The organism is Aminobacter sp. P9b, assembly GCF_045345995.1.
GTDB lineage: Bacteria > Pseudomonadota > Alphaproteobacteria > Rhizobiales > Rhizobiaceae > Aminobacter > Aminobacter niigataensis.
In genome coordinates this window covers 96,782-118,167 of the sequence record NZ_CP150082.1, presented here as the reverse complement: position 1 = coordinate 118,167, position 21,386 = coordinate 96,782, and the positions used below count along the sequence as shown (strand labels likewise).

Sequence of the window (21,386 nt, the reverse complement as noted above, 5' to 3'; positions counted from 1 at the left end):
CAGGCTTGGCGATATGGGCGATTTTTGGGTTTTTGGCTATGGCTCGCTGATGTGGCGTCCGGGTTTCGCCCATGTCGAAACGCGCCGCGCCCGGTTGATGGGCTTTCGCCGCGCGCTGTGCATCCGTTCCTGGGTCCATCGCGGCACCGAGCAGCGGCCCGGGCTGGTACTCGGCCTCGACCGCGGAGGCTCCTGCGTCGGCCTCGCCTTCCGCGTCCCTAGCGATCTTCGCGACGAAGTGCTTGCCTATCTGCGCGACCGGGAACTCGTCACCAGCGTCTATCTCGAGCGCCGGCTATCGATCCAGCTCGACCGGGGCGAAAAGGTGGAGGCGGTCTGCTATATCGCCGACCGCAAGCATTCCCAATATGCCGGCAATCTCGATGCCGCTCATGCCGCCGAGATCGTCACCGGGGCGGTCGGACAGTCCGGCCGCAACGAGGACTACGTTGCAAGCACGGTCGAGCACCTCAAGGCGCTCGGCATCCGCGATCACTGGCTGGAAGAGGTGGCGCGGCTGGTCGGCAAATGACCTGTCAGCAGCGAAAAATGCGCGCCCGATTTTCGGCGCACCAGGAAGCGGACTCGCGCTAAGCATTGGCCATGCTTTTTCAACGACCCAGCGACGACACACTTTACGATGCCCTGATCGCGCGCGATCCGGGCTACGACGGCTTTGCCTATGTCGGGGTGCGCACGACGGGCATCTTCTGCCGGCTGACCTGTGCTGCCCGCAAGCCCAAGCGCGAGAACGTGCAGTTCTTCGACACCACCGCCCAATGTTTGCATGCCGGCTTCCGGCCCTGCCAGCGCTGCCGGCCGATGATGGGCACGGGTGCTCCCGAGCTGGTCGTGTCGACCCTGCTCGACGCGCTCGAACGCGAACCGGAGCGGCGCTGGCTCGAAACCCACATCATTGCGATGGGCTTCGATGCCTCGACCGTGCGCCGCGCCTTCAAGCGCCGCTTCGGCATGAGCTTTCTCGAGATGGCGCGGCTGCGCCGGCTCGGGCAGGCGGCGGAGCGGTTGGCCTCGGGCGACAGCGTCATCGATGCGCAGCTTGATGCCAGCTTCGATTCCGGCAGCGGCTTTCGCGCGGCGGTGACCCGACTCCTCGGCGAGGCACCGGCCAGGCTGCGCGGCAAGATCATGCTCAAGGCCGACTGGATCGAAACGCCCATCGGTCCGTTGATCGCCATCGCCGACCGGCACGCCCTGCACATTCTCGAGTTCCTCGAACGCAAGGCCCTGGCATCGGAGGTGCGCAAGCTGCAGGCTGCCACCGGCTCGGCCATCGCCTTTGGGCGGGCCACACCGATCGACCAGATCGAGGCAGAGTTGGGCGCCTATTTTGCCGGCAAATCTGCCAATTTCACCACCCGGCTGGCGCCGCAGGGCACCGCTTTCGAGCGTCAGGTCTGGGATGGCCTACGGCGCATTCCGGCGGGTACATCGGCGACCTATTCCGGTCTTGCCGCTGAGATCGGCAATCCGGCCGCCGTGCGCGCGGTTGGGGGCGCCAACGGCGCCAATCCGATCGCCGTGGTCATTCCCTGCCATCGCGTGGTCGGCGCCAGCGGCGACCTGACCGGCTATGGCGGCGGCCTCTGGCGCAAGCGCTGGCTGCTCGAGCACGAGCGACGGATGACCCAGGGCTAGCCGACTTCGATACCCAGTTCCCTGAGCCGCTTTACCGCCGTGGGCGGCATCGGCGGCGGGTTGTCGGACCTGGCGGCCTCGATCAGGAATTGGTCGCAGGCGGCTTCGGTTTCAGCGACCAGTCGCGACATGAATTCTTCGCGGCTCAGCCCGGCAGGGATAGGCGGCAGGAAGCGCGCCTTGATGGTGCCGGGAAAGCGCAGGAACTTGCGGCGCGGCCAGTAAAGGCCGGCGACATGGGCAACCGGCACCACCGGCATGTTGAGTGCCGCATAAAGCTCGGCGATGCCCCACTTGTAGGCCGGTTCGTCGCCCGGTGCGCGGCGCGTGCCCTCTGGGTAGATGATCAGCTGGCGGTCGTGCTGCATCTCCTTGCGGGTCGCCACGACCACCGCCTTCAGCGCCGCCGAGCGCTTGCCGCGGTTAACCGGGATCATCTTCATCTTGGCGATGTACCAGCCGAAGAACGGGATCCACATCAGCTCGCGCTTGAGGATGTAGAGCGGGTCGCGCAGGTAGGGGAAGAAGGCGATGGCGTCCCAGAACGACTGGTGCTTTGGCGCCAGGATGAACGAGCCTTCCGGCAGGTTCTCCATGCCTGATATCTCGCTCTTCGTGCCCGCGATCTTTTCCTGCAGCCACAGGCTCGTGCGCGCCCAGAACTTCGGCACGAACCAGGCGCGATGGCGCGGCGACAGGAAGTAGTAGGGCGTCCACAGGATCATCTGGACGACCAGGCTGACATAGAAGACGAAGTTGAATGCCAGCGAGCGGATTTGGAGCATTGTCGGGGAACGCCTGAGGACGGAAGTTGCCGTTGGTTACACCAAGCTGCCGAAAAAGGAAAACGGCGCGTCGCGCCGTTCACGTCGATAAAGCTGAAAATGAAAAGCTAGTCGGCCGCCTGGGCCTGGACGACAAGCACGCCGTCGGCCGTCGGCTTGACCGGCACGATGCCGCGGGCAAGGGCCAGCAGGTACTTGTTGTATTCGGTGAACAGGACGCGGAACGCTTCGGGCTTGGTCAGCCAGCGGCCTTCGTCCAGCTTGGAATTGACGACAGGATAGGGCTCCAGGCTGGCGTTGCGCAGCAGCCGTCCCATTTCCAGCAGGCTGCGCGGCATGTGGTAGTTGTTGGTGACGAGGATGACGCGCTCGTAGTCGTGGCTGACGACCCACTTGGCGCTTTCCTCGGCATTGCCGATGGTGTCGAGCGCGGCGCGATCGATGTCGACCCGGTTGAACAGCGACTTGTCGCTGCCGGTGGCCAGTTGCAGCTGATGGCGCGTCGCAGAGGGGTGGACGCCGCTGATCAGCAGGCGCTCGCCCTTGCCGGCCTTGAGCAGGTCAAGTGCCGCGTCGAGCCGCGACTGCCCGCCGGTCAGGACGATGATGGCGTCGGCCTTGTCGGGGTTCGCAGGCGTGCTCATGCCGCTGACATGGACGGCAAAGAAGCCGAATCCGCCGGTGAAGATGACGGCGAACGTCACAAGGATGAACAGAATGCGGCGCAAAAAGATTGTTCTCCGGCGCGGCGAGCGCCCGGCCGGGTAGAATCTCGTTCCTGAAACCGTCCCCGATGCAGCGAGCGCGTTCTGTCCCATCACGAAGCCATGGTTAAGCAGGGAATGCGGCATTTACAGAGCCCCATTATGCACATTGCGTGACGTTTTGACATGATCCGTGATAGCGGCATGGTCTACATCCCGTCCGGCTGGTGCAGATCCATGTCGCCGAGGTAGCGAACCACGGTGAAATGCGACGTGGCGGCGGTCAGCCCGCCGATGACGGCGACGATGACCGCGACCCCGAGATAGCCGTTGGCACCAATGGCGAAGTTGCCGAACAGTGCCGTCGCCTGGTCGGCTTCCGGCGTCGCCAGGTTGCGCGACGACCACCAGGAAAAGATGATGAACACGATGACCGCGGCCGCGCCGCCGGCGGCCGCGCCCTTCATGCCGGTCAGCAGGAAGTGGCGGCGGAATTCGCTGGCGATGAAGCGCGCCTCGGCGCCGACGAAATGCAGCACCTCGATGATGTGACCGTTGCCGGCCATGGCGCCGCGCGTGGCAAACACCACCGACAGCACGGTCGCCGCCAGCATCAATACCAGCACGCCGGTGCCGATCGTCACAGTGGTGCGCGCCATCGCCACCAGCCGGTCGACCCAGGTGCGATGGTCGTCGAGCGAAGCTGTCGGCACCTTCGGCGTGATGGCGGCGCGCATGGCGCCGAAGTCCGGCGGGCTGGTTTCATCGATGGTGACGATAATCAGCCGCGGCACCGGCAGTTCGTCGATGTTGAGCCCCGAACCGAGCCATGGTTCGAGCAGGCGGGCAGTGGCCTCGCGGTCGACGATCCTGGTCGAAACCACGCCGGCAAATTCACCGGCGATGCGGGCGGCAGTCTCAAGCGCTGCATCCATGTCGAGCCCGTCGACAGGCTTGATCTGAATCGTTGCCTCGCGCGAAATCTGGTTCTCCCACACCGAGGCGGTATCGCGCACCAGCGTCACCGCGCCCAGCGTCAGGCACGACAGGAACGTCATGATGGCGATGACCAGCACCAGCGCCCGGCCGGCGACGTTCTGCGACGGTACGATGGGTGCCGTCTTGCGCTGCAGGCGCGGTGCCGGCTGCTGCATCGGCGCATCTTCGAATTCGTCCTCGAATTCCTCGTCGTGGTCGCGGGTGTCGGCGGGGGCTTCAGTCATAGATGTCGAGCTTTCCGCCGGCGAGAATCATGCGCCGGGCGTCGACCTGGTCCATCAGGCCGAGATCGTGGGTGGCAATGACCACTGCGGTGCCGAGCCGGTTGAGTTCGATGAACAGCCTGAGCAGGCGTCGCGCCAGCGGCGGATCGACATTGCCGGTCGGCTCGTCGGCCAGCAGGATCTCCGGCTGCTCGATCAGTGCGCGGGCAATCGCGGCACGCTGCTTTTCGCCGCCCGAAAGCACTGGCGGCAGCACATGCATGCGTTCGCCCAGGCCGACCCATTTCAGCAGTTCGATGACGTCGGTGCGGTAGCTCGCCTCCTCGCGTCCGCGCACGCGCAGCGGCAACGCCACGTTCTCGTAGGTGGTCATGTGGTCGAGCAGCCGAAAATCCTGGAACACCACGCCGATGCGTCGGCGCATCAACGGCAACTCGGCGCGCGAAATGCGGGTGCGATCCTTGCCGAAAACGCTGATCAGCCCGCGCGTCGGCTTGAGCGACAGGAACAGCAGGCGGAGCAGGGTGGTCTTGCCCGCGCCGGAAGGCCCGCTCAAAAACTGGAACGAGCGCTCGGGAATGTGGAAGGAGACATCGCGCAGGATCTCCGGTCCCATTCCGTATCTGAGGCCGACATTCTCGAATCGGATCACGTGCTGCAGACCTTGGGTTTATCGATCCCGATGATTTTCTCGGGACCCCGGTCGCCCGTTTCTATGAAACGACCTTGGGTCCGCATGGTTAACGGACGGTTAAGTTTCCGTCCGGGGTGGGGCTCGAAAGCACCTCGGTGGCGAAGCATTAACCATTTCCGTTTACCCCCTCTCGGCAAAATGTCTAAGGGGTCTGATGGCTGAGCAGCGGAAAGCACGCCCGGTTTCCGGCGAAATCATGGCCGCCGACGCCCGCGACACATTCGCCCAGCCGATAGCTGTGGATTCGGCAGACATCGTCGACGCCGATTTCGAGGTCATTGAAGCTTCCCATACCCGCAACGAATCAGCTGAAGACCCGCCGGCCTTCATCGGCTCGGCGGCTTCGGCCGGCGGAATGGAGATGCTGCGGGCGACAAGAGCATGTCGGGATCCGAGTCCCGTTCGTGGTGGTCCGATCTTCTGGCTCGCCGGCATCTCGTTGGCGGCAATGGCGTTCTGGGTGTCCGGCGGCCATGCGGTCGTGCGTGCGGCGGCGTTTCCGCTGGCCTGGCAGGCCTCTTCCTTGCGCATTGCCGAGGTCACGTCGCGGGTCGACAGCTCCGGCCGCAGGCCGGTGCTGCTCGTCGACGGGACTGCGTACAACGATGGCAAGGCGGCTGCGCCATTGCCACCGATCGACATTGCCGTTGCGGCAAACGACGGCAAGATCCTGCGCTACAGGCTGGGGAAAGGCGCCGATCCGGTGGCGCCAGGCGCAAGATGGGCCTTTTCGAGCCGGCTCGAGGTGCCTATGAACGGGATAAAGACCGTCACGGTCGCTTTCTCGGAATAGGATGAAGTCATGCCAGTTGTGCGCGACAAGGAAATCGAAGTGCTGTTCTCCGCTTCGGCGATTGCGCGGCGCAATCTCGAACTCGCCAAGGATATCGCGGCGCACGACTACACCGACCTGCTGGTCATCTCGGTGCTCAAGGGCTCGTTCATTTTCGCCGCCGACCTGATCCGTGCCATGCACGATGTCGGCCTGTCGCCGGAAGTCGAGTTCATCTTCATCTCGAGCTACGGCGCCGGCACGACCAGCGGCGAGGTCCGCGTGCTGCGCGACATCGACAACGAGGTCAAGGGCCGCGATGTGCTGCTGATCGACGATATCCTCGAATCGGGCAAGACGCTGAAGTTCACCCGCGAGCTGATGATGTCGCGCGGCGCCAAGAGCTGCTCGATCGCCGTGCTGCTCGACAAGCGCATGCGCCGCAAGACCGACCTTGATGCCGATTATGTCGGTTTCGACTGCCCGGATTATTTCGTCGTCGGCTACGGCATGGACGTGGCGCACGCATTCCGCGAACTGCCTTTCGTCGGGGTGGTCAAGGGCGAGGCCTGATCCCGCGACGGGGCACAAATCTCGCCGGCCTTCAGAAATCGTCAACCTGTCGCGGCAAATATCGCCGCCATGGCAAAGCTTCTGATCGTTGAGGACGACGAGTCCGTCCGTACCCTCGCTGCCCGCGCGCTCGAACGCGCCGGCCATATTGTCGATGTCGCCTGCGACGGTGCGCAGGGGCTCGACTGCATCCATGCCGAAAAGGGCGTCTACGACCTTGTCGTCTCCGACATCCGCATGCCGGAGATGGACGGCATCGAGATGGCGCAGTTGGCGGCACGCTCCTTCCCCGGGCTGCCGATCCTTTTGATGACAGGCTACGCCGACCAGCGTGAACGCGCCGAGGAGCTCGACGCGATCATCATCGATGTCGTGCAGAAGCCGTTCACGCTTGCCGACATCCGTGATCGGGTGTCGCTGGCGCTGGCCAGGACGGATCAATCGGCCGCGGCATTCGCTGGCGCGGCCTGAGGCGACCGGCCGCCGACATTCAGCGCGAAGATGCCGGCGCCGACGATCAACAGGGCGCCGATGACGGTTCCGCTGTCCGGAATCTCGGTGAAGAACAGGAAACCCCACAGCGGCGCCCACAGCAGGCCAGTATATTCGAACGTCGCCGCCTTGTTGGCGGGCGTAAGCCGGTAGGCCTGGCCCAGAAGGATCATGCCGACCGCGGCAATGACGCCGCAGGCTCCCATCATCAGGAAATCGCGCAGGCTCGGCCAGACCCAGGGACGCATCAGGAAGTCGAGGCTGGGGTGGCCCGTCTGGGTGAAGCCGGTTGCCGAGAACGTGGCGCCGATCGCGACCGCGCCGACGAGATAGGCGGCGTTCTGGTAGAAGGCCATGGTGGTGGCACTTTCGGTGACCCCGATCTTGCGCGCCATCAGTTGCGAGAAGCCGTAGAGGAAGGCCGAGACCAGCGACAGCAGCGCGGCCCATTCGAAAATTCCGGCACCTGGATTGACCATCACGATGACGCCGATCAGGCCGACGGCGCCGGCAACGAGGCTCTGCCACGGCACCCGTTCGCCGAGATAGGGGCCTGCCATCGTCATGATCAGCAGCGGTGCCAGGAAAAACAGTGCCGCGGCATCGGCGATCGGCAGGGCGGGGATCGCCAGGTAGTAGGCGCAGTAGGAGATGAACAGGATCGACGAGCGTGTCGCCAGGAAGCGCCAGTTCGGTGACGCCAGCGCGCCCAGGCCAACATCACGATGTACGAGAAAAAGCAGGATCGGCAGGGCCACGACGGCGCGGATCAGCAGCGCTTGGCTGACCGGATAGGTGCCGGCCACGGCCTTGATCAGCGCATCCTGGATCGAAAACACCAGCACGCCCAGGCACAGGCACAGGATGCCGAGAAGCGTTCTGTTCTGCATGGTCTCCGTCGGCCTGTCGCATGAGATCGTCGGACAGTTCTACCGCGAGACGCGGCGGATAGAGAGCGCTTGTCGCAGCCGGCTGTTGGTCCAGCGGTCTACAGCTTTGCGCGTCCCATCGGACGCGCAAAGGACGTCGCAGCATTTTGAATCGGGCAAAAAAATACCCGCCGTGAAAACCGCGGCGGGTGAAAGTGAGGACGGTACTTACCAGTCCGTAGCCGCATCTAACGGCCACCTTCCAATGGGTAGGCGGACTATCCATTGGTGTTTGACACGATGCAAACGAATTGGAATGATGGCAGTCATTAGAATTCCTTATGACTGGTGGTGAAATACCATGACCGTTCGCCTCGACAGCGACCTCTTGCGTACGTTCCTGGCGGTAGCGGACAGCGGCAATTTTACCCGCGCGGCGGAAGCCGTCGGGCGCACCCAGTCGGCGATCAGCATGCAGATCAAGCGGCTCGAGGAGGTCGTTGGCGACGTCCTGTTCGAACGCGGCGCGCGCGGCGTGACGCTGACGCAGCGCGGCGGCGATCTTGTCGACAATGCCCGCCGCATCATCGCATTGCTCGACGAGACGGCCTCGTCGATGCGGTCGGCGCCGCTCGGCGGCCCGGTCCGCATCGGGCTGCCGGAGGAGTATGGGCAGCCCGTCCTGTCGCGTGCGCTGGGAGCATTCGCCAAGCGCCACGCCCAGGTGGAAGTGACGGTCCGGTTCGGCTATTCGGTCTCCCAACTGGCGGCTCTTGCGGCTGGAGAGCTTGATCTGGCGGTGGTTTTCGAATGGCAGGCGCCTACGGGCGTCGAGGTGCTGATGCATGACCCGACTGTCTGGGTCACCTCGAATCATCATGACCTGCATCGGGAACGGCCCTTGCCGGTCGCCATCTACACCCGCGAGGGCTGGTGTCGCGAATTGGCACTCCGCTCGCTCGAACAGCGCGGCATCGACTACCGGTTCGCCTATACCAGCGACACCACGAACGGGCTGACCCTTGCCGTCACTGCCGGCCTGGGCGTGGCGCCGATCGCGCGCAGCAATATCCCGGCCGACTGCCGGGAGTTGACGGAAGCCGAAGGCTTCGGCCCGATCGATACGACAAGGGTCGTGCTGCATCGTAACCCGCGCGCCATCAGCGAAGCCGTCGACGCCATGGCGGACGCCATCCGCGACGCTTTCCATCAGCGGCGCTGATCTCGGGTCGGATGGAGGGCTCCTGCCATCCATCCTGACAAAGGGCTGTCAGGAGGGCAGTGCTATAGTGGTGCCATCTGAAGCGAGGCGGAAGCCATGATCATTTTCTACCATGCTCCGTGGTCGCGTGCGTCGAACATGCTGTGGCTGCTCGAGGAACTCGGCGCGCCCTACCAGATCGAGAAGATCGATATCCGTGCGCCTGACGGGGCGCCGGAAGAATACCGGTCGATCCAGCCCAACAAGAAGGTCCCGGCGATTGTCCATGACGGCACGGTCGTCACCGAGCGGGCTGCGATCTGTACCTATCTCTGCGATGCCTTCCCCGAAGCGGGCCTGGCGCCTGCCATCGGCGACAAGATGCGCGCACCCTATTTGACCTGGCTTGTCTATGCCGATGGGGTGTTCGACCCCGTCCTGGCGGCCAAGGCGCATGGCCACGAGTTCATGGGCAGCGGCTATTCCTACGGTTCGTTCAGCGAAATGATCGCCAATCTGGAACGCACGCTGTCGTCGCGGCCCTACATCGCCGGTGACCGCTTCACCGCGGCCGACACCCAGATCGGCGGCGGCATCAACTTTGGCACCCAGGTGCTGAAGGTCCTGCCCGAGAAGCCGGTGTTCAAGGAATATCTCGACAGGCTGACCGCCCGGCCGGCCTTCCAGCGAGCCAGCCAGAAGGACTTCGCCATGGCGCGCGAAGCGGGGATGGTTCCGGGCTGAAGATCCCCGATCTGATGCAGCCGGCCGAGCGGAGGCCGGCTACTTCAACTCGAGCAGCCGTTCGAGATAGCTGCGCTCCAGCTCGGGGCTGAGCGCGTTGCCGAGCCGCTTGCGGATGGCGTCGAGGATCTGGCGCGCGCGCTGGACGTCGATCTCGTCGGGCACCTTCACCGAATCGCCGAAATCGGGGCCGGTGGTGGCGCGCGGACGGCCCAGCGGGTCGCGGTCGGCGTTCTGCTGGCGGCCGCCTTCCTCGCTGCCGCCCTGGTCGCCCTGCATGGCCTGCATCTGCTGCATCATGTCCTGCGCGCCCTTGCGCAGGGCTTCCAGCGCGCGGCCCTGGTGGCCGACGGCGCGGTCGCCTTCGCCCTTGCCGAGTGCACCCTCGGCCTGGTTCATCGATTCGCCGGCATCGCCGAAACCTTCGCCCGGCTTGATGCCCATGCCTTCGAGGCCCTTCATCAGCGCTTCGAGGTCCTTCTCCAACTGGCCCTGGCCCTGCTGCAATTGCTTGAGCGCGTCGGCAAACTCCTGAGGCGTCATCGGCCGGCCCTGCTGGCCTTCGCCTTGCTGGCCCTGTTGCTGCTGCTGGCCGGGCTCGCCATTCTCGCCGAACGGGTCGTCCTGCTGCTGCAGGCCACGCTGCATCTGGTCCATGCGGAACGTCTCGTTCATCATCTCCTGCTGGCGCCGCATGATCTCGCCGAGCTTGTCCATCTGCTGGCGCATCTCGGAGTTCTGCTGGCCCTGCTGGCCTTGCTGGCGCCGGCCGGCCTGCAGGTTGTTCATCATGTCCTGCAACTGCGACAGCAACTCGCGGGCTTGGTCGCGGTTGCCCGACTTGGCCAGGTTCTCGATCTGGTCGAGCATGCGCTGCAGGTCGCTCTGGCGCAGCTCCTGACCGGGCGTCTGGTTCTGCGCGGTCTGGTTCTGCTGGTTGCGTTCGGCAAACTCGCGCAGGAAGTCGTTCATGGCTTCGCGCAGCTCGGCCATCAGCTTGTCGATCTCCTCGTCGCTGGCGCCACGCTCCAGCGCATCCTGTAAGGCCTGCTGGGCCTGGCGCAGGCGTTTCTCCGCCGCCGACAGGTCGCCTTCCTCGATGCCGAGCGCGACCTGCCAGAGATAGGTCACGACCTCGCGCAACTGGTCGTCGGAGCCGGCCATCTTCAGCCGTGCACGCGCGCTCATCAAAGCGAGATAGTGCGAGAGGTTGTCGATCGTGTCTTCGGGTCTCAGCGTGATGGCGTCCATCAGCTCGAGCACGCGCGGCTTGGCGTTGGCGTCGAGGGCCAGCAGCCGGCGCTGCTCGATCACCGCCCGGGCAAGCGGGTTGGTGAAGGGCTTTTCGGGCAGGATGATCGTCTTGGTTTCGCTTTTCGCTTCCTGGCCGGCGTCGTCGACGGCGTGCAGCGTGAGCCTGACGGAGGCGCCGGCCCAGACATGCTCGGTCAGGTCGCGCGTTGCCTTCACAGGCTTCTTCGCGGCGCCGCGGCGCGGCAGCGAAAGCGGCATTTCGGGCGCGCCGTAGAGCGGTCGCGCATCCGGCGCCTGGTCCTCGGCAAGGGCGAAATCGGCCTTGGCCGAAGCGGCGCCGTAGTCGTCTTCGATGTTGTAGGTCAGTTCCAGCGTGCCGTTGACGGCGCGCTTGGGCTCGCCGACGAAGCTGATCTTCGGCGCATTGTCCGCGACGACGGTGAAGGCCCAGCTGTCCAGCTCGTCGTTGCCGGATTTCAGCGTAAGCCGGCCCTCGGTGGTCAGCTTGTCGGCAAACTGCCGCACGGCTGCGACCGGGCCTGTCATTGCCGGCTTGGCCGGATCGGCGTTGGCTCCGCTCGGCGCAATGTCACGGACCTCGCCTTTGGCATTGGTGTAGGCAAGCGTTTCCTCGCCGCTGCCGCCGGTCACCCGCAACGACAGTTCGCTGCCTTCCGGCACGCTGATGACGGGGATGTCCTTGCTGGCGTCGGCGGTCAGGAAGATCGGTGCCTTGCCGGTGTAGGTCGGCGGCGTCACCCAGGCGTCGATGCGCGGCGGAACGGCGTCGCGCGCCGCATGCGCCCGGAAGGCGTCGCCCAGCCGGCCGCCCATCGGGCCGAACGAGAAGGCGAAGGCACAGACCAGCAGCAGTGCCGCCGCCGCCCGCAGCGCCCAGGGGTCGCGCTCCGGCACGTTGGTGCGCGGCATGTCGCCGCCAAGGGTGCCCAGCCGCTCGGCCATGCGCTTTTGGTGCTCGCGCCACAGGGCGTCGGCAAACCCGTCCGCCTTGCCCGATGGCCGGTCGGTCTGGACCTGCACCGGCGTGTGCAGCAGCTGGTTGGCGCGTTCGAGGCGGCTGTCGATCTCGGCCCAGGAAGGCAGGCGGAAAAACCGCAGAGGATAGAGCGACGCGAGCCCGGCGATGGCGAAGGCCACGATCAGCGCCAGTCGCGCCATGTCGGGCAACAGGCGGAACAGGCCGAGCCATGACAGGCTGAAGAACAAGCTGGCTGTGACGAGCAGCGGCAGCACCAGCGGCCAGCCACGCTCGACGATCATGGCCGCGCCTATGACCAGGCGTGTCCTGCCCAGTCTGGCGGCGATGTCTCGATGCAGAGCTGATCTGGTCGGTTCCGTCATCGGCCCTTCCGCTTGGGCGGCGCGGGATGCGGCCACCTGCCTATGGCAGAATACCATCAATCACGGCGAAGGCGAGGCGACCAACGCAATCGTGAAATAGCCACCCAGGTTTATCTTCGCTGATTGTTGATCGAGTTAGTGCGGTTGCTCGATCGTGCGTCCTTCGACAAGCTCAGGATGAGGACCGTTGGTGCTGGTGGCGCTCACGTTGAAAGAGTTCGATCTGAACGGTTCGACGATACATCGCTGGCGCTGACCGTCCTCATCCTGAGCTTGTCGAAGGACGCACGGCCGAGCAACCGCACCAGATACGACGCTCCTACGCCAGCCAGTCCGGTACAGAATCGAGGCCGATCAGTTCGTCATAGGTCTGGCGCTTGCGGATGACGTGGAAACGGTCGCCGTCGACCAGCACTTCCGGCACCAAGGGCCGGGTGTTGTAGGTCCCCGCCTGCACCGCGCCATAGGCGCCGGCAGTGCTGACCGCGATCAGGTCACCGGAGTTGAGCCTTGGCAGATCGCGGTCGAGGCCGAGGAAATCGCCGGTCTCGCAGACCGGCCCGACGATGTCGACCGTCATGCGCGGCGCATCGGCCTTGGCCTGCACCACCGGACGGATGTCGTGATAGGCGTCGTAGAGCGTCGGCCGGATCAGGTCGTTCATCGCCGCGTCGACGATGAGGAAGTTCTTGGCGTCGCCTTCCTTCACGAAGATCACTTCGGACACCAGGATGCCGGCATTGCCGACGATCAGCCGGCCCGGTTCGAACATCACCTTGAGGCCGAGCTTGCCGACATGCTTGTGCACGATCTGGGCATAGGCGTCGGGCAGCGGCGGCGGCGAGTTGTCGGTCTTGTAAGGAATGCCCAGCCCGCCGCCGAGATCGACATGGTCGATGGCATGGCCGTCGGCGCGCAGCGTCGCGACCAGCTCGACCAGCAGCGCAAAGGCGTCGTCGAAGGGCTGCAGCTCGGTGATCTGGCTGCCGATATGCATGTCGATGCCGGTCACCTTGAGACCGGGCAGGGCGGCCGCGCGGGCATACACCTCACGTGCGTGCTGTCGCGGAATGCCGAACTTGTTTTCGGCGAGACCTGTCGAGATCTTCTTGTGCGTCTTGGCATCGACGTCGGGGTTGATGCGCAGCGACACCGGTGCGGCCTTGCCATTGGCCACCGCGCGTGCCGACAGCAGTTCGAGCTCCGGCTCGGATTCGACGTTGAAGCACAGGATGCCGGCCTGCAGCGCGAAATCCATCTCGCGTGCGGTCTTGCCGACGCCGGAAAACAGGATCTTGTTCGCCGGAATACCGGCTGCCAGTGCACGCCGCATCTCGCCTTCCGACACCACGTCGGCGCCGGCGCCAAGCCGGGCAAGCGTCTTCAACACTGCCTGGTTGGAATTCGCCTTCATGGCGTAGCAGACCAGCGCGTCGAGGTCGGCAAAGGCCTTGGAGAAAACGTTGAAATGTCGCGTCAGCGTCGCCGTGGAATAGCAATAGAACGGCGTGCCGACGCTCCGCGCGATGTCGGTCAGCGCTACGTCTTCAGCGTGGAGGACGCCGTCACGATAGTCGAAATGGTTCACGGCAACTGCTTTCGAAAGGTGGAGCGCGGCTCAGAGCAGCGGGTCGAGGATGAAAGGCTTGTCCTCGACCGGTTTCTGCGGCGTGGCGGTCGCGGGCTGGCCGGCCTTTGCAGCATCTTTTTGCGCCTGCACTGCTGCATCGTAAGGGGTGTCGAGGTCGCCCTTGCGGCCGCAGGCCGAAACCATGCCGACCGCCGCGATCAGCCCAAGCGTCACCAAAATCCTGCCAGCGGTCATGACCCATCCATCCGAGAAAAATTCCCCGCCGCTTGTAGCGGAGATTTTTGCTCATTGCACCCCGGATCGATCAAGCTTTCGTCAAGCGTTTCTTCCAGTAGCGGATCTGTTTCTTCACCTCTGCGGGTGCCGTGCCGCCGAAGGAGGTTCGGCTCTTCACCGAGTTCTGCACCGACAGCACCGAGAAGATGTCGTCGGTGATGCCGTCGTGGATCGACTTGAGGTCGTCCAGCGTGAGCTTTTCCAGCCCGACCTTCTTGCTTTCGGCCAGTGCCACGGCTCGGCCGGTGACGTGGTGCGCCTCGCGGAAGGGCAGGCCGATCTCGCGCACCAGCCAGTCGGCGAGGTCGGTCGCCGTCGAATAGCCCGAGCCGGCGGCGCGCTTCATTGCCTGGTCGTTGATGGTCATGTCGCCGACCATGCCGGTCATCGCGGCGAGCATCAGGTCGAGCGTCTCGGCGGCGTCGAACACCGCTTCCTTGTCTTCCTGCATGTCCTTGGAATAGGTCAGCGGCAGGCCCTTCATCACGGTCAGAAGACCGATCAGATGACCGTTGACGCGGCCGGTCTTGGCACGCACCAGTTCGGCGGCGTCGGGGTTCTTCTTCTGCGGCATGATCGACGAGCCGGTGGAGAAGGAATCCGACAGGCGCACGAAGCCAAATTGCGGCGTCGACCAGATGACGATCTCTTCGGCAAGCCGCGACATATGCGTGGCGCAGATCGCGGCGATTGACAGAAACTCGAGCGCGTAGTCGCGGTCCGAGACGCTGTCGAGCGAGTTGCGGGTCGGCTCGCGGAAGCCGAGCGCTGCGGCGGTCTTGAAACGGTCAATCGGGAAACCGGTGCCAGCGAGAGCGGCGGCACCCAGCGGGCTCTCGTCCATGCGCTGAACCGCGTCGCGGACGCGGCTGAGGTCACGCGCGAACATCTCGACATAGGCCATGCAGTGATGGCCGAAGGTCACCGGCTGCGCCGTCTGGAGATGGGTGAAGCCGGGCATGACGGTCGCGGCGTGCTGTTCGGCGCGTTCGAGGAAGGCCGCGATCAGCCCCTTCAGCGCCTCGGCGATGCGGTGGAATTCATCCTTGACCCAGAGGCGGAAGTCGACCGCTACCTGGTCGTTGCGCGAGCGGGCGGTGTGCAGGCGCCCGGCGGCCGGACCGATCAGCTCGGCCAGGCGCGACTCGATGTTCATGTGGATGTCTTCGAGCCGGGTCGAGAAGGTGAACTTGCCGTCTTCGATTTCTCGCAGGATCGTGTTCAGCCCGTGAGCGATTTTCTGTTGATCTGCGACGGAAATAATGCCCGTTTCCGCCAGCATCTCGGAGTGGGCGACGGAACCTCGGATGTCCTGGGCGTAGAGCTTCTTGTCGAAGCCTATGGAGGCGTTGATCGCCTCCATGATCGCGGCCGGGCCCGAGGCAAAACGTCCGCCCCACATCTGGTTGCTGGCCTTCTTGTCGCTCATCGTGATACCGGGCTCCGGAGAAAATTGATTAGATGTCGGACCGCAGAAAAATGATCCCCGCGCCACGCCATATCGTCCTAGCCGCCGTTGCAGGCGTGATCGCCGGCGCGGTCGCGGTATATGTCAGCAGCACCCTTCCTGGCAACAACGCCTCTACGCCTCAGCTCGCCACTGATACGAGCGCGAACGCAAGCGCCGAGGACAAGGTTTGTGCCGCCAAGGCGGACATCGCCAAGGCGGTCGGGGCCGCAGCCACCGGCCAGGTGGCGGCAATGATGCCGGCCGATCCGCCGCAGTCGCTGAAGAAGCTCGCCTTCAACGACCCCGAGGGCAAGCCGATGACGGTGGCCGATCATGGGGGCCGCACGTTGCTGATCAATCTCTGGGCGACATGGTGCGCGCCCTGCCGCGCCGAAATGCCGGCGCTCGATGCGCTGGAGCGCGAGATGGGCAGCGAGAATTTCGAGGTCGTGGCGGTCAACGTCGACACCGGCGACGACACCAAGCCAAAGAAGTTCCTCGACGAGATCGGCATCAACTCGCTCGGCTACTACAGAGACAACACGCTTGCCGTCTTCAATGACCTCAAGAAGCGCGGCCTGGCGCTGGGCCTGCCGGTGACACTGCTGGTCGACGGCGAAGGCTGCCTGCTCGCCAACATGAACGGCCCGGCGGAATGGGCCAGTCCCGACGCCAAGAAGCTGATCGAGGCGGCGCTGGCCAAATAGGCCCGGCGTTTCCACACACGCAGTCGTTTTGCCGGCTGCAATTCCAGATTGCAAAGCGAAGGCGAAGCCTTTCGCGCCATTCGTGCGCGAAAGGCTTTTTCGTTGTCTGACGGCGTTGGCCGTGCCTTTCGTTAGCCGGCGTTGCCGGTAATTCAGATGCGCCTAATTGTCGGCAATTCGGTTTCGTTTTCGAACGATCCGAAAATTCATTGCCAGGTTGCAACGCAAGTGAAAATGAAGTGCGCCAAATGCGCCCTTCATACGATCAATACAAAACTGTTGTAGCGCTGTCATAATCCGACAATACTGCTCCCCGCGGAACTAAACATTTCGCCAACCAGAACGGGAGCGAGACAATGAAGACCCTAGGCTTCGCGGCCGGTGTTGCCGCCACCATGACGCTGTTGTCCAGCACCTCCGCCTTCGCCGTCACCGAGATTTCATGGTGGCACGCCATGACCGGCGCGAACAACGAGGTCGTCGACCAGCTTTCCAAGGAATTCAACGAGAGCCAGAGCGAATACAAGGTCGTTCCGGTGTTCAAGGGTACCTATCCCGAGACGCTCAACGCCGGTATCGCCGCGTTCCGCGCCAAGCAGCCGCCGACGATCATGCAGGTCTTCGATGCCGGCACGGGCACGATGATGGGTGCCGAAGGCGCCATCAAGCCGGTCGCCGAAATCCTGTCGATGGGCGGCCAGGCCTTCGACAAGAGCCAGTACCTGCCGGGCATTGTCGCCTATTATTCCAAGCCCGACGGCACCATGTTGTCGTTCCCGTACAACTCGTCCTCGCCGATCCTCTACTACAACAAGGACATCTTCCAGAAAGCCGGCCTCGACGTCGACAACCCGCCCAAGACCTGGGGCGAGGTCTGGGACGCCGCCAAAAAGATCAAGTCGAGCGGTGCTGCACCTTGCGGCTTTACCTCGACCTGGCTGACCTGGATCCACACCGAGAATTTCGCCGCCTGGAACAACCTGTCCTACGGCACCAATGAAAACGGCATCGGCGGCACCGACGTAGAGCTCAAGATCAACGCTCCGGCCTTCGTCAAGCACTTCCAGGAGCTTGCCGATCTCGCCAAGGACGGCACGTTCAAATATGGCGGCCGCACCTCCGAGGCGAAGCAGATCTTCCTCGCAGGCGAATGCGGCATCTTCACCGAGTCCTCCGGTGGTCTCGGCGACATCGTCAAGTCGGGCATGAACTACGGCACCGGCCAGTTGCCCTACGAAGCCGATGCTGCGGGCGCGCCGCAGAACACCATCCCCGGCGGCGCATCGCTGTGGGTCTTCGCCGGCCTGCCGGAAGAGCAATACAAGGGCGTCGGCGCCTTCTTCAACTTCCTGTCGCAGACGCCGATCCAGGCGCGCCTGCACCAGGTCTCGGGCTACCTGCCGGTTACGCTCGCGGCCTACGAGGAAACCAAGAAGTCGGGCTTCTACGACAAGAACCCGGCCCGCGAGATTCCGATCAAGCAGATGCTGGGCAAGGCGCCGACCGAAAACTCGAAGGGCGTCCGCCTCGTCAACCTGCCGCAGGTCCGCGACATCCAGAACGAAGAGTACGAGAAGATGCTCGCCGGTCAGCAGACCGCCCAGCAGGCACTCGACAACATCGTTGCGCGCGGCAACAAGGCGATCCAGGAAGCGATCGGAAACTAAGCCGGACGCCAGGCCCAGAATGCCCCTCACCCTTACCCTCTCCCCGTGAAAAACGGGGAGAGGGGGCATCCACGTTCCCGCTTGTCCCTTCTCCCCGTCTTTCACGGGGAGAAGGTGCCGGCAGGCGGATGAGGGGCGGCATTGATGTTCGACGTTCGTCACGAGGCTCTCATTGTCCCCACGCGTCGTCTTTCCCAACAAGATCCTGCCCTACCTGCTGGTCGCCCCGCAGTTGGCGATCACGCTGGTCTTTTTCTACTGGCCGGCCAGCCAGGCGCTGCGCCAGTCGATGCTCCGGGAAGACCCGTTCGGCCTGTCGTCGAAGTTCGTCTGGTTCGCCAATTTCAAGAAGGTCCTGTCGGACCCCAACTATCTCAACTCGATCCAGGTCACGGCGGTGTTTTCGATCGCCACCGCCGCGGTCGCCATGGGCACGGCTTTGCTGCTCGCCGTCATGGCCGAAAAGGTCATCCGCGGCCGCGGCGTCTATCGCACGCTAATGATCTGGCCCTATGCGGTCGCGCCGGCGATTGCCGGCATGCTGTGGCTGTTCCTGTTCAACCCGTCGATCGGCTCGCTCGCCTATGGCCTGCGCTGGCTCGGCATCAACTGGGACCCGCTGCTCGACGGCGAGCAGGCGATGGTGCTGGTCGTTGCCGCCGCCTCGTGGAAGCAGATCAGCTACAATTTCCTGTTCTTCGTCGCCGGCCTCCAGGCGATCCCGAAGACCTTGATCGAGGCGGCAGCCATCGATGGCGCCAAACCATTCAAGCGCTTCTGGACGATCGTCTTTCCGCTGCTTGCGCCGACCACCTTCTTCCTGCTGGTCGTCAACACCGTCTACGCCTTCTTCGACACCTTCGGCATCATCCACGCCGTCACCGGCGGCGGGCCGGGCAAGGCCACCGAGACGCTGGTCTACAAGGTCTACAACGACGGCTTCGTCAATCTGATCCTCGGCGACTCTGCGGCCCAGTCGGTGATCCTGATGGTCATCGTGATTGCGCTCACCGCCGTCCAGTTCCGCTATGTCGAGAAGAAGGTGCATTATGGGTGAGATGTTTTTGCCTTCTCCCCTTGCGGGAGAAGGTGGCCGAGCGCAGCGAGGTCGGATGAGGGGTGTTGGACAGGGCGCAGGCCTTCGTCCCACCAATCTCGCAACCGAGTGCTTGCTGGAACACCCCTCATCCGTCGCCTTCGGCGACACCTTCTTCCGCAAGGGGAGAAGGGAGGGCGGTGTCTACCCATGATCGACAATTCCCCCATCCGCACGTTCATCGCCCATCTGGTGCTGGTGCTCGGCATCCTGATCGTGGCGTTCCCGATCTACTACACCTTCGTCGCCTCGACGCATTCGCTGCAGACCATCCTGCGTCCGCCGCTGCCGCTCCTGCCCGGCGATCGTTTCGTCGAGAACTATTCCGAGGCGCTGTTCGGCGGGGTGGGGCGCATCGGCGGGGTCAGCGTGGCGACACTGCTGTTCAACACCACGGTCGTCGCGCTCGGCATCGCCATCGGAAAGATCATCATTTCGCTGCTGTCGGCCTATGCCATCGTGTTCTTCCGCTTCCCGCTCAGGATGACGTTCTTCTGGCTGATCTTCATCACGCTGATGCTGCCGGTCGAGGTGCGCATACTGCCGACCTACAAGGTGATGGTCGATTTCGGCCTGATCGACACCTATACCGGGTTGATCGTGCCGCTGATCGCGTCGGCGACGGCGACGCTTTTGTTCCGCCAGTTCTTCCTCACCATCCCGGGCGAGCTGGTCGAGGCCGCGCGCGTCGATGGCGCCGGGCCATGGCGCTTCTTCTGGGATATCCTCCTGCCACTGTCGCGCACCAACATCGCGGCGCTGTTCGTCATCCTCTTCATCTATGGCTGGACGCAATATCTCTGGCCGCTGCTCGTCACTAACCGCAACGACATGAACACCATCGTCATTGCGCTCAGGAAGATGATCTCGTTCGCCGATGCCGACACCGAATGGCATCTGGTCATGGTCACTTCCATGCTGGCCATCGTGCCGCCCATCCTGGTCGTGGTGCTGATGCAGCGCTGGTTCGTCCGCGGCCTCGTCGATACGGAGAAATAATGGCAACCGTCGATCTCAAGGACGTCAAGAAGGTCTACCCAGGCGGGGTCGAGGCGGTGAAGGGCGTTTCCATCGCCATTCCCGACAAGGAGCTGTGCGTGCTCGTCGGGCCGTCCGGCTGCGGCAAGTCGACCTTGCTCAGGATGATCGCCGGCCTGGAGACGATCTCGGCCGGAACCTGCTCGATCGACGGCAAGGTGGTCAACGCCATCGGCCCGACCGAGCGCGACATCGCCATGGTGTTCCAGAACTATGCGCTCTACCCGCATATGAAGGTCTACGACAACATGGCCTACGGCCTGCGCAACCGCGGCATGCCGAAGGACGAGATCGACAAGCGCGTGCGCGCCACTGCCGAGACGCTGGAGCTCGCCCATCTGCTCGAGCGGCGCCCGCGCGAACTGTCGGGCGGCCAGCGCCAGCGCGTCGCCATGGGCCGCGCCATCGTGCGCAGCCCCAAGGTCTTCCTGTTCGACGAGCCGCTGTCCAACCTCGACGCCAAGCTGCGTGGCCAGATGCGCGTCGAGATCAAGAGCCTGCAGCGCAAGCTCGGCGTCACCTCGGTCTACGTCACCCACGACCAGCTTGAGGCCATGACGCTGGCCGACGTGCTGGTCGTGATGAATGCCGGCCTCGTCGAACAGCTCGGCGCGCCGCTCGACATCTACGAAAAGCCCGCCTCGACATTCGTCGCCTCCTTCATCGGCGCGCCGCCGATGAACCTCCTGCCGCTGCGCAGTGGCCAGCTCGAAGGCGCGGTGTCGCTGCCGGCGATTCCCGCCAATGCTGCGACGATCGGCTTCAGGCCGGAGGATTGCGAAGTCGGTGCGGATGGCGCCGCGTCGGAAGGCGGGCTTCGGCTCATGGCCCGCGTCCTGGGCGTCGAGCCGGTCGGTGCGGAGAGTTTTCTCTACTGCGAGGCCGCCGGCGGGCGGATCGTCGTTCGGGTGCCCGGCCGCACTGCCGTGGCCGTCGGCGACCAGTTGCCGGTACTCGCGCGGCGCGAGAAGGTGCATTTCTTCGGCAGCGACGGCAAACGGGTCTGATGCTTTGCGCTTGCGCGGGCCAGCAGCGCGGTCGTGCCGTCTTGCGTCCTTCGACAGGCTCAGGATGAGGGAGTTTGCGCTGACGTTCGCCTGAGATCCTTATCCTGAGGCTGTCGAAGGACGCACAACCCAACAACCGCAGCCAACAACCGCAACCGATCGCCACATCGCTTGCATTTGAGCGCCGGCGATAACCTGTTGTTCATGCCGCTCGACCGAAGA

Annotated in this window: 21 protein-coding genes; 12 read left to right on the top strand and 9 right to left on the bottom strand. The window is 64.1% G+C overall.

What is annotated here, in order from left to right:
• The first annotated feature begins 13 nt into the window (after nt 1–13).
• Both WHT83_RS00575 and WHT83_RS00570 read left to right on the top strand, forming a co-directional pair.
• Nucleotides 14–532, top strand: a complete 519-nt coding sequence (locus WHT83_RS00575) for a gamma-glutamylcyclotransferase (protein WP_406872672.1) — start codon at nt 14–16, stop codon at nt 530–532.
• A 71-nt stretch (nt 533–603) separates the two neighbouring features.
• Nucleotides 604–1,659 (top strand): bifunctional transcriptional activator/DNA repair enzyme AdaA, encoded by a 1,056-nt coding sequence (locus WHT83_RS00570; protein ID WP_406872671.1) that lies wholly within the window; start codon nt 604–606, stop codon nt 1,657–1,659.
• Here the strand turns inward: WHT83_RS00570 and WHT83_RS00565 are convergent.
• The 4 genes from WHT83_RS00565 to ftsE all read right to left on the bottom strand — a co-directional run bounded on the left by WHT83_RS00565 (nt 1,656) and on the right by ftsE (nt 5,023).
• Nucleotides 1,656–2,444 carry a 1-acyl-sn-glycerol-3-phosphate acyltransferase gene (locus WHT83_RS00565; protein ID WP_108606828.1) on the bottom strand — a complete coding sequence of 263 codons (789 nt, stop codon included), beginning with the start codon at nt 2,442–2,444 and terminating at the stop codon, nt 1,656–1,658. The two genes, WHT83_RS00570 and WHT83_RS00565, sit on opposite strands and share 4 nt — an antisense overlap.
• Nucleotides 2,445–2,551: 107 nt before the next feature.
• Nucleotides 2,552–3,295, bottom strand: coding sequence for a YdcF family protein (locus tag WHT83_RS00560; protein WP_404801256.1), 744 nt, complete (start codon nt 3,293–3,295; stop codon nt 2,552–2,554).
• 62 nt (nt 3,296–3,357) lie between these two features.
• The gene (locus tag WHT83_RS00555; RefSeq protein ID WP_108606829.1) at nt 3,358–4,371 is read right to left on the bottom strand and encodes an ABC transporter permease; all 1,014 of its coding nucleotides are present in this window, start codon (nt 4,369–4,371) and stop codon (nt 3,358–3,360) included.
• Nucleotides 4,364–5,023, bottom strand: a complete 660-nt coding sequence (gene ftsE, locus WHT83_RS00550) for a cell division ATP-binding protein FtsE (protein WP_055973192.1) — start codon at nt 5,021–5,023, stop codon at nt 4,364–4,366. The genes WHT83_RS00555 and ftsE overlap by 8 nt, the downstream gene beginning before the upstream one ends.
• A gap of 196 nt (nt 5,024–5,219) precedes the next feature.
• Between ftsE and WHT83_RS00545 the strand changes: the two genes are divergently transcribed.
• From WHT83_RS00545 to WHT83_RS00535, 3 genes are all read left to right on the top strand, one after another.
• Nucleotides 5,220–5,858 (top strand): hypothetical protein, encoded by a 639-nt coding sequence (locus WHT83_RS00545; protein ID WP_406872670.1) that lies wholly within the window; start codon nt 5,220–5,222, stop codon nt 5,856–5,858.
• Nucleotides 5,859–5,867: 9 nt separating this feature from the next.
• Nucleotides 5,868–6,410 carry a hypoxanthine phosphoribosyltransferase gene (gene hpt / locus WHT83_RS00540; protein WP_183262468.1) on the top strand — a complete coding sequence of 181 codons (543 nt, stop codon included), beginning with the start codon at nt 5,868–5,870 and terminating at the stop codon, nt 6,408–6,410.
• A 69-nt stretch (nt 6,411–6,479) separates the two neighbouring features.
• Nucleotides 6,480–6,881: a response regulator gene (locus WHT83_RS00535; RefSeq protein ID WP_406872669.1), complete on the top strand. Its 402-nt coding sequence runs from the start codon at nt 6,480–6,482 to the stop codon at nt 6,879–6,881.
• Here WHT83_RS00535 and WHT83_RS00530 read toward each other — a convergent pair.
• Nucleotides 6,848–7,792: a DMT family transporter gene (locus tag WHT83_RS00530; protein WP_406872668.1), complete on the bottom strand. Its 945-nt coding sequence runs from the start codon at nt 7,790–7,792 to the stop codon at nt 6,848–6,850. The two genes, WHT83_RS00535 and WHT83_RS00530, sit on opposite strands and share 34 nt — an antisense overlap.
• Before the next feature lie 340 nt (nt 7,793–8,132).
• Between WHT83_RS00530 and WHT83_RS00525 the strand changes: the two genes are divergently transcribed.
• Together WHT83_RS00525 and WHT83_RS00520 are read left to right on the top strand one after the other, a co-directional pair.
• On the top strand, nt 8,133–8,993 hold the full coding sequence (locus tag WHT83_RS00525) for a LysR substrate-binding domain-containing protein (RefSeq protein ID WP_318763670.1): 861 nt from the start codon (nt 8,133–8,135) through the stop codon (nt 8,991–8,993).
• Between the two features lie 96 nt (nt 8,994–9,089).
• Nucleotides 9,090–9,716, top strand: coding sequence for a glutathione S-transferase family protein (locus tag WHT83_RS00520; RefSeq protein WP_406872667.1), 627 nt, complete (start codon nt 9,090–9,092; stop codon nt 9,714–9,716).
• A 39-nt stretch (nt 9,717–9,755) separates the two neighbouring features.
• Here WHT83_RS00520 and WHT83_RS00515 read toward each other — a convergent pair whose 3' ends face one another.
• From WHT83_RS00515 to argH, 4 genes are all read right to left on the bottom strand, one after another.
• A complete protein-coding gene (locus tag WHT83_RS00515; protein ID WP_406872666.1) occupies nt 9,756–12,332 on the bottom strand; it encodes a TIGR02302 family protein in 2,577 nt (858 codons plus the stop codon).
• Nucleotides 12,333–12,651: 319 nt separating this feature from the next.
• A complete protein-coding gene (gene lysA, locus WHT83_RS00510) occupies nt 12,652–13,920 on the bottom strand; it encodes a diaminopimelate decarboxylase (protein WP_108606836.1) in 1,269 nt (422 codons plus the stop codon).
• 30 nt (nt 13,921–13,950) lie between these two features.
• Nucleotides 13,951–14,157, bottom strand: coding sequence for a lipoprotein (locus WHT83_RS00505; RefSeq protein ID WP_183262461.1), 207 nt, complete (start codon nt 14,155–14,157; stop codon nt 13,951–13,953).
• A 70-nt stretch (nt 14,158–14,227) separates the two neighbouring features.
• Complete coding sequence (gene argH / locus WHT83_RS00500; RefSeq protein WP_406872665.1) at nt 14,228–15,628, bottom strand: argininosuccinate lyase; 1,401 nt, start codon at nt 15,626–15,628, stop codon at nt 14,228–14,230.
• Between the two features lie 32 nt (nt 15,629–15,660).
• On the opposite strand from argH, the gene tlpA reads away from it, so the two are divergent.
• The 5 genes from tlpA to ugpC all read left to right on the top strand — a co-directional run bounded on the left by tlpA (nt 15,661) and on the right by ugpC (nt 21,164).
• On the top strand, nt 15,661–16,356 hold the full coding sequence (gene tlpA / locus WHT83_RS00495) for a thiol:disulfide interchange protein TlpA (protein ID WP_406872664.1): 696 nt from the start codon (nt 15,661–15,663) through the stop codon (nt 16,354–16,356).
• 356 nt (nt 16,357–16,712) lie between these two features.
• Nucleotides 16,713–18,023 carry a sn-glycerol-3-phosphate ABC transporter substrate-binding protein UgpB gene (gene ugpB, locus WHT83_RS00490; protein WP_406872663.1) on the top strand — a complete coding sequence of 437 codons (1,311 nt, stop codon included), beginning with the start codon at nt 16,713–16,715 and terminating at the stop codon, nt 18,021–18,023.
• A 172-nt stretch (nt 18,024–18,195) separates the two neighbouring features.
• Nucleotides 18,196–19,080 carry a sn-glycerol-3-phosphate ABC transporter permease UgpA gene (gene ugpA, locus WHT83_RS00485; protein ID WP_183262456.1) on the top strand — a complete coding sequence of 295 codons (885 nt, stop codon included), beginning with the start codon at nt 18,196–18,198 and terminating at the stop codon, nt 19,078–19,080.
• Nucleotides 19,081–19,269: 189 nt separating this feature from the next.
• Nucleotides 19,270–20,118, top strand: coding sequence for a sn-glycerol-3-phosphate ABC transporter permease UgpE (gene ugpE / locus WHT83_RS00480; protein WP_183262455.1), 849 nt, complete (start codon nt 19,270–19,272; stop codon nt 20,116–20,118).
• Nucleotides 20,118–21,164, top strand: a complete 1,047-nt coding sequence (gene ugpC, locus WHT83_RS00475; protein WP_108606843.1) for a sn-glycerol-3-phosphate ABC transporter ATP-binding protein UgpC — start codon at nt 20,118–20,120, stop codon at nt 21,162–21,164. Before ugpE ends, ugpC begins: the two co-directional genes overlap by 1 nt.
• The last annotated feature ends 222 nt before the right edge of the window (nt 21,165–21,386 follow it).

Bases quoted from the DNA above. Each gene is read 5' to 3' on its own strand.
- WHT83_RS00570 (WP_406872671.1), top strand. From the start codon at position 604: ATGCTTTTTCAACGACCCAGCGACGACACACTTTACGATGCCCTGATC.
- WHT83_RS00535 (WP_406872669.1), top strand. From the start codon at position 6,480: ATGGCAAAGCTTCTGATCGTTGAGGACGACGAGTCCGTCCGTACCCTC.
- WHT83_RS00565 (WP_108606828.1), bottom strand. From the start codon at position 2,444: ATGCTCCAAATCCGCTCGCTGGCATTCAACTTCGTCTTCTATGTCAGC.
- WHT83_RS00505 (WP_183262461.1), bottom strand. From the start codon at position 14,157: ATGACCGCTGGCAGGATTTTGGTGACGCTTGGGCTGATCGCGGCGGTC.
- ugpE (WP_183262455.1), top strand. From the start codon at position 19,270: ATGATCGACAATTCCCCCATCCGCACGTTCATCGCCCATCTGGTGCTG.
- tlpA (WP_406872664.1), top strand. From the start codon at position 15,661: ATGTCGGACCGCAGAAAAATGATCCCCGCGCCACGCCATATCGTCCTA.
- WHT83_RS00515 (WP_406872666.1), bottom strand. From the start codon at position 12,332: ATGACGGAACCGACCAGATCAGCTCTGCATCGAGACATCGCCGCCAGA.
- WHT83_RS00555 (WP_108606829.1), bottom strand. From the start codon at position 4,371: ATGACTGAAGCCCCCGCCGACACCCGCGACCACGACGAGGAATTCGAG.
- argH (WP_406872665.1), bottom strand. From the start codon at position 15,628: ATGAGCGACAAGAAGGCCAGCAACCAGATGTGGGGCGGACGTTTTGCC.
- WHT83_RS00530 (WP_406872668.1), bottom strand. From the start codon at position 7,792: ATGCAGAACAGAACGCTTCTCGGCATCCTGTGCCTGTGCCTGGGCGTG.
- hpt (WP_183262468.1), top strand. From the start codon at position 5,868: ATGCCAGTTGTGCGCGACAAGGAAATCGAAGTGCTGTTCTCCGCTTCG.
- WHT83_RS00520 (WP_406872667.1), top strand. From the start codon at position 9,090: ATGATCATTTTCTACCATGCTCCGTGGTCGCGTGCGTCGAACATGCTG.
- WHT83_RS00545 (WP_406872670.1), top strand. From the start codon at position 5,220: ATGGCTGAGCAGCGGAAAGCACGCCCGGTTTCCGGCGAAATCATGGCC.
- WHT83_RS00525 (WP_318763670.1), top strand. From the start codon at position 8,133: ATGACCGTTCGCCTCGACAGCGACCTCTTGCGTACGTTCCTGGCGGTA.
- ugpB (WP_406872663.1), top strand. From the start codon at position 16,713: ATGAAGACCCTAGGCTTCGCGGCCGGTGTTGCCGCCACCATGACGCTG.
- ugpC (WP_108606843.1), top strand. From the start codon at position 20,118: ATGGCAACCGTCGATCTCAAGGACGTCAAGAAGGTCTACCCAGGCGGG.
- WHT83_RS00560 (WP_404801256.1), bottom strand. From the start codon at position 3,295: ATGCCGCATTCCCTGCTTAACCATGGCTTCGTGATGGGACAGAACGCG.
- WHT83_RS00575 (WP_406872672.1), top strand. From the start codon at position 14: ATGGGCGATTTTTGGGTTTTTGGCTATGGCTCGCTGATGTGGCGTCCG.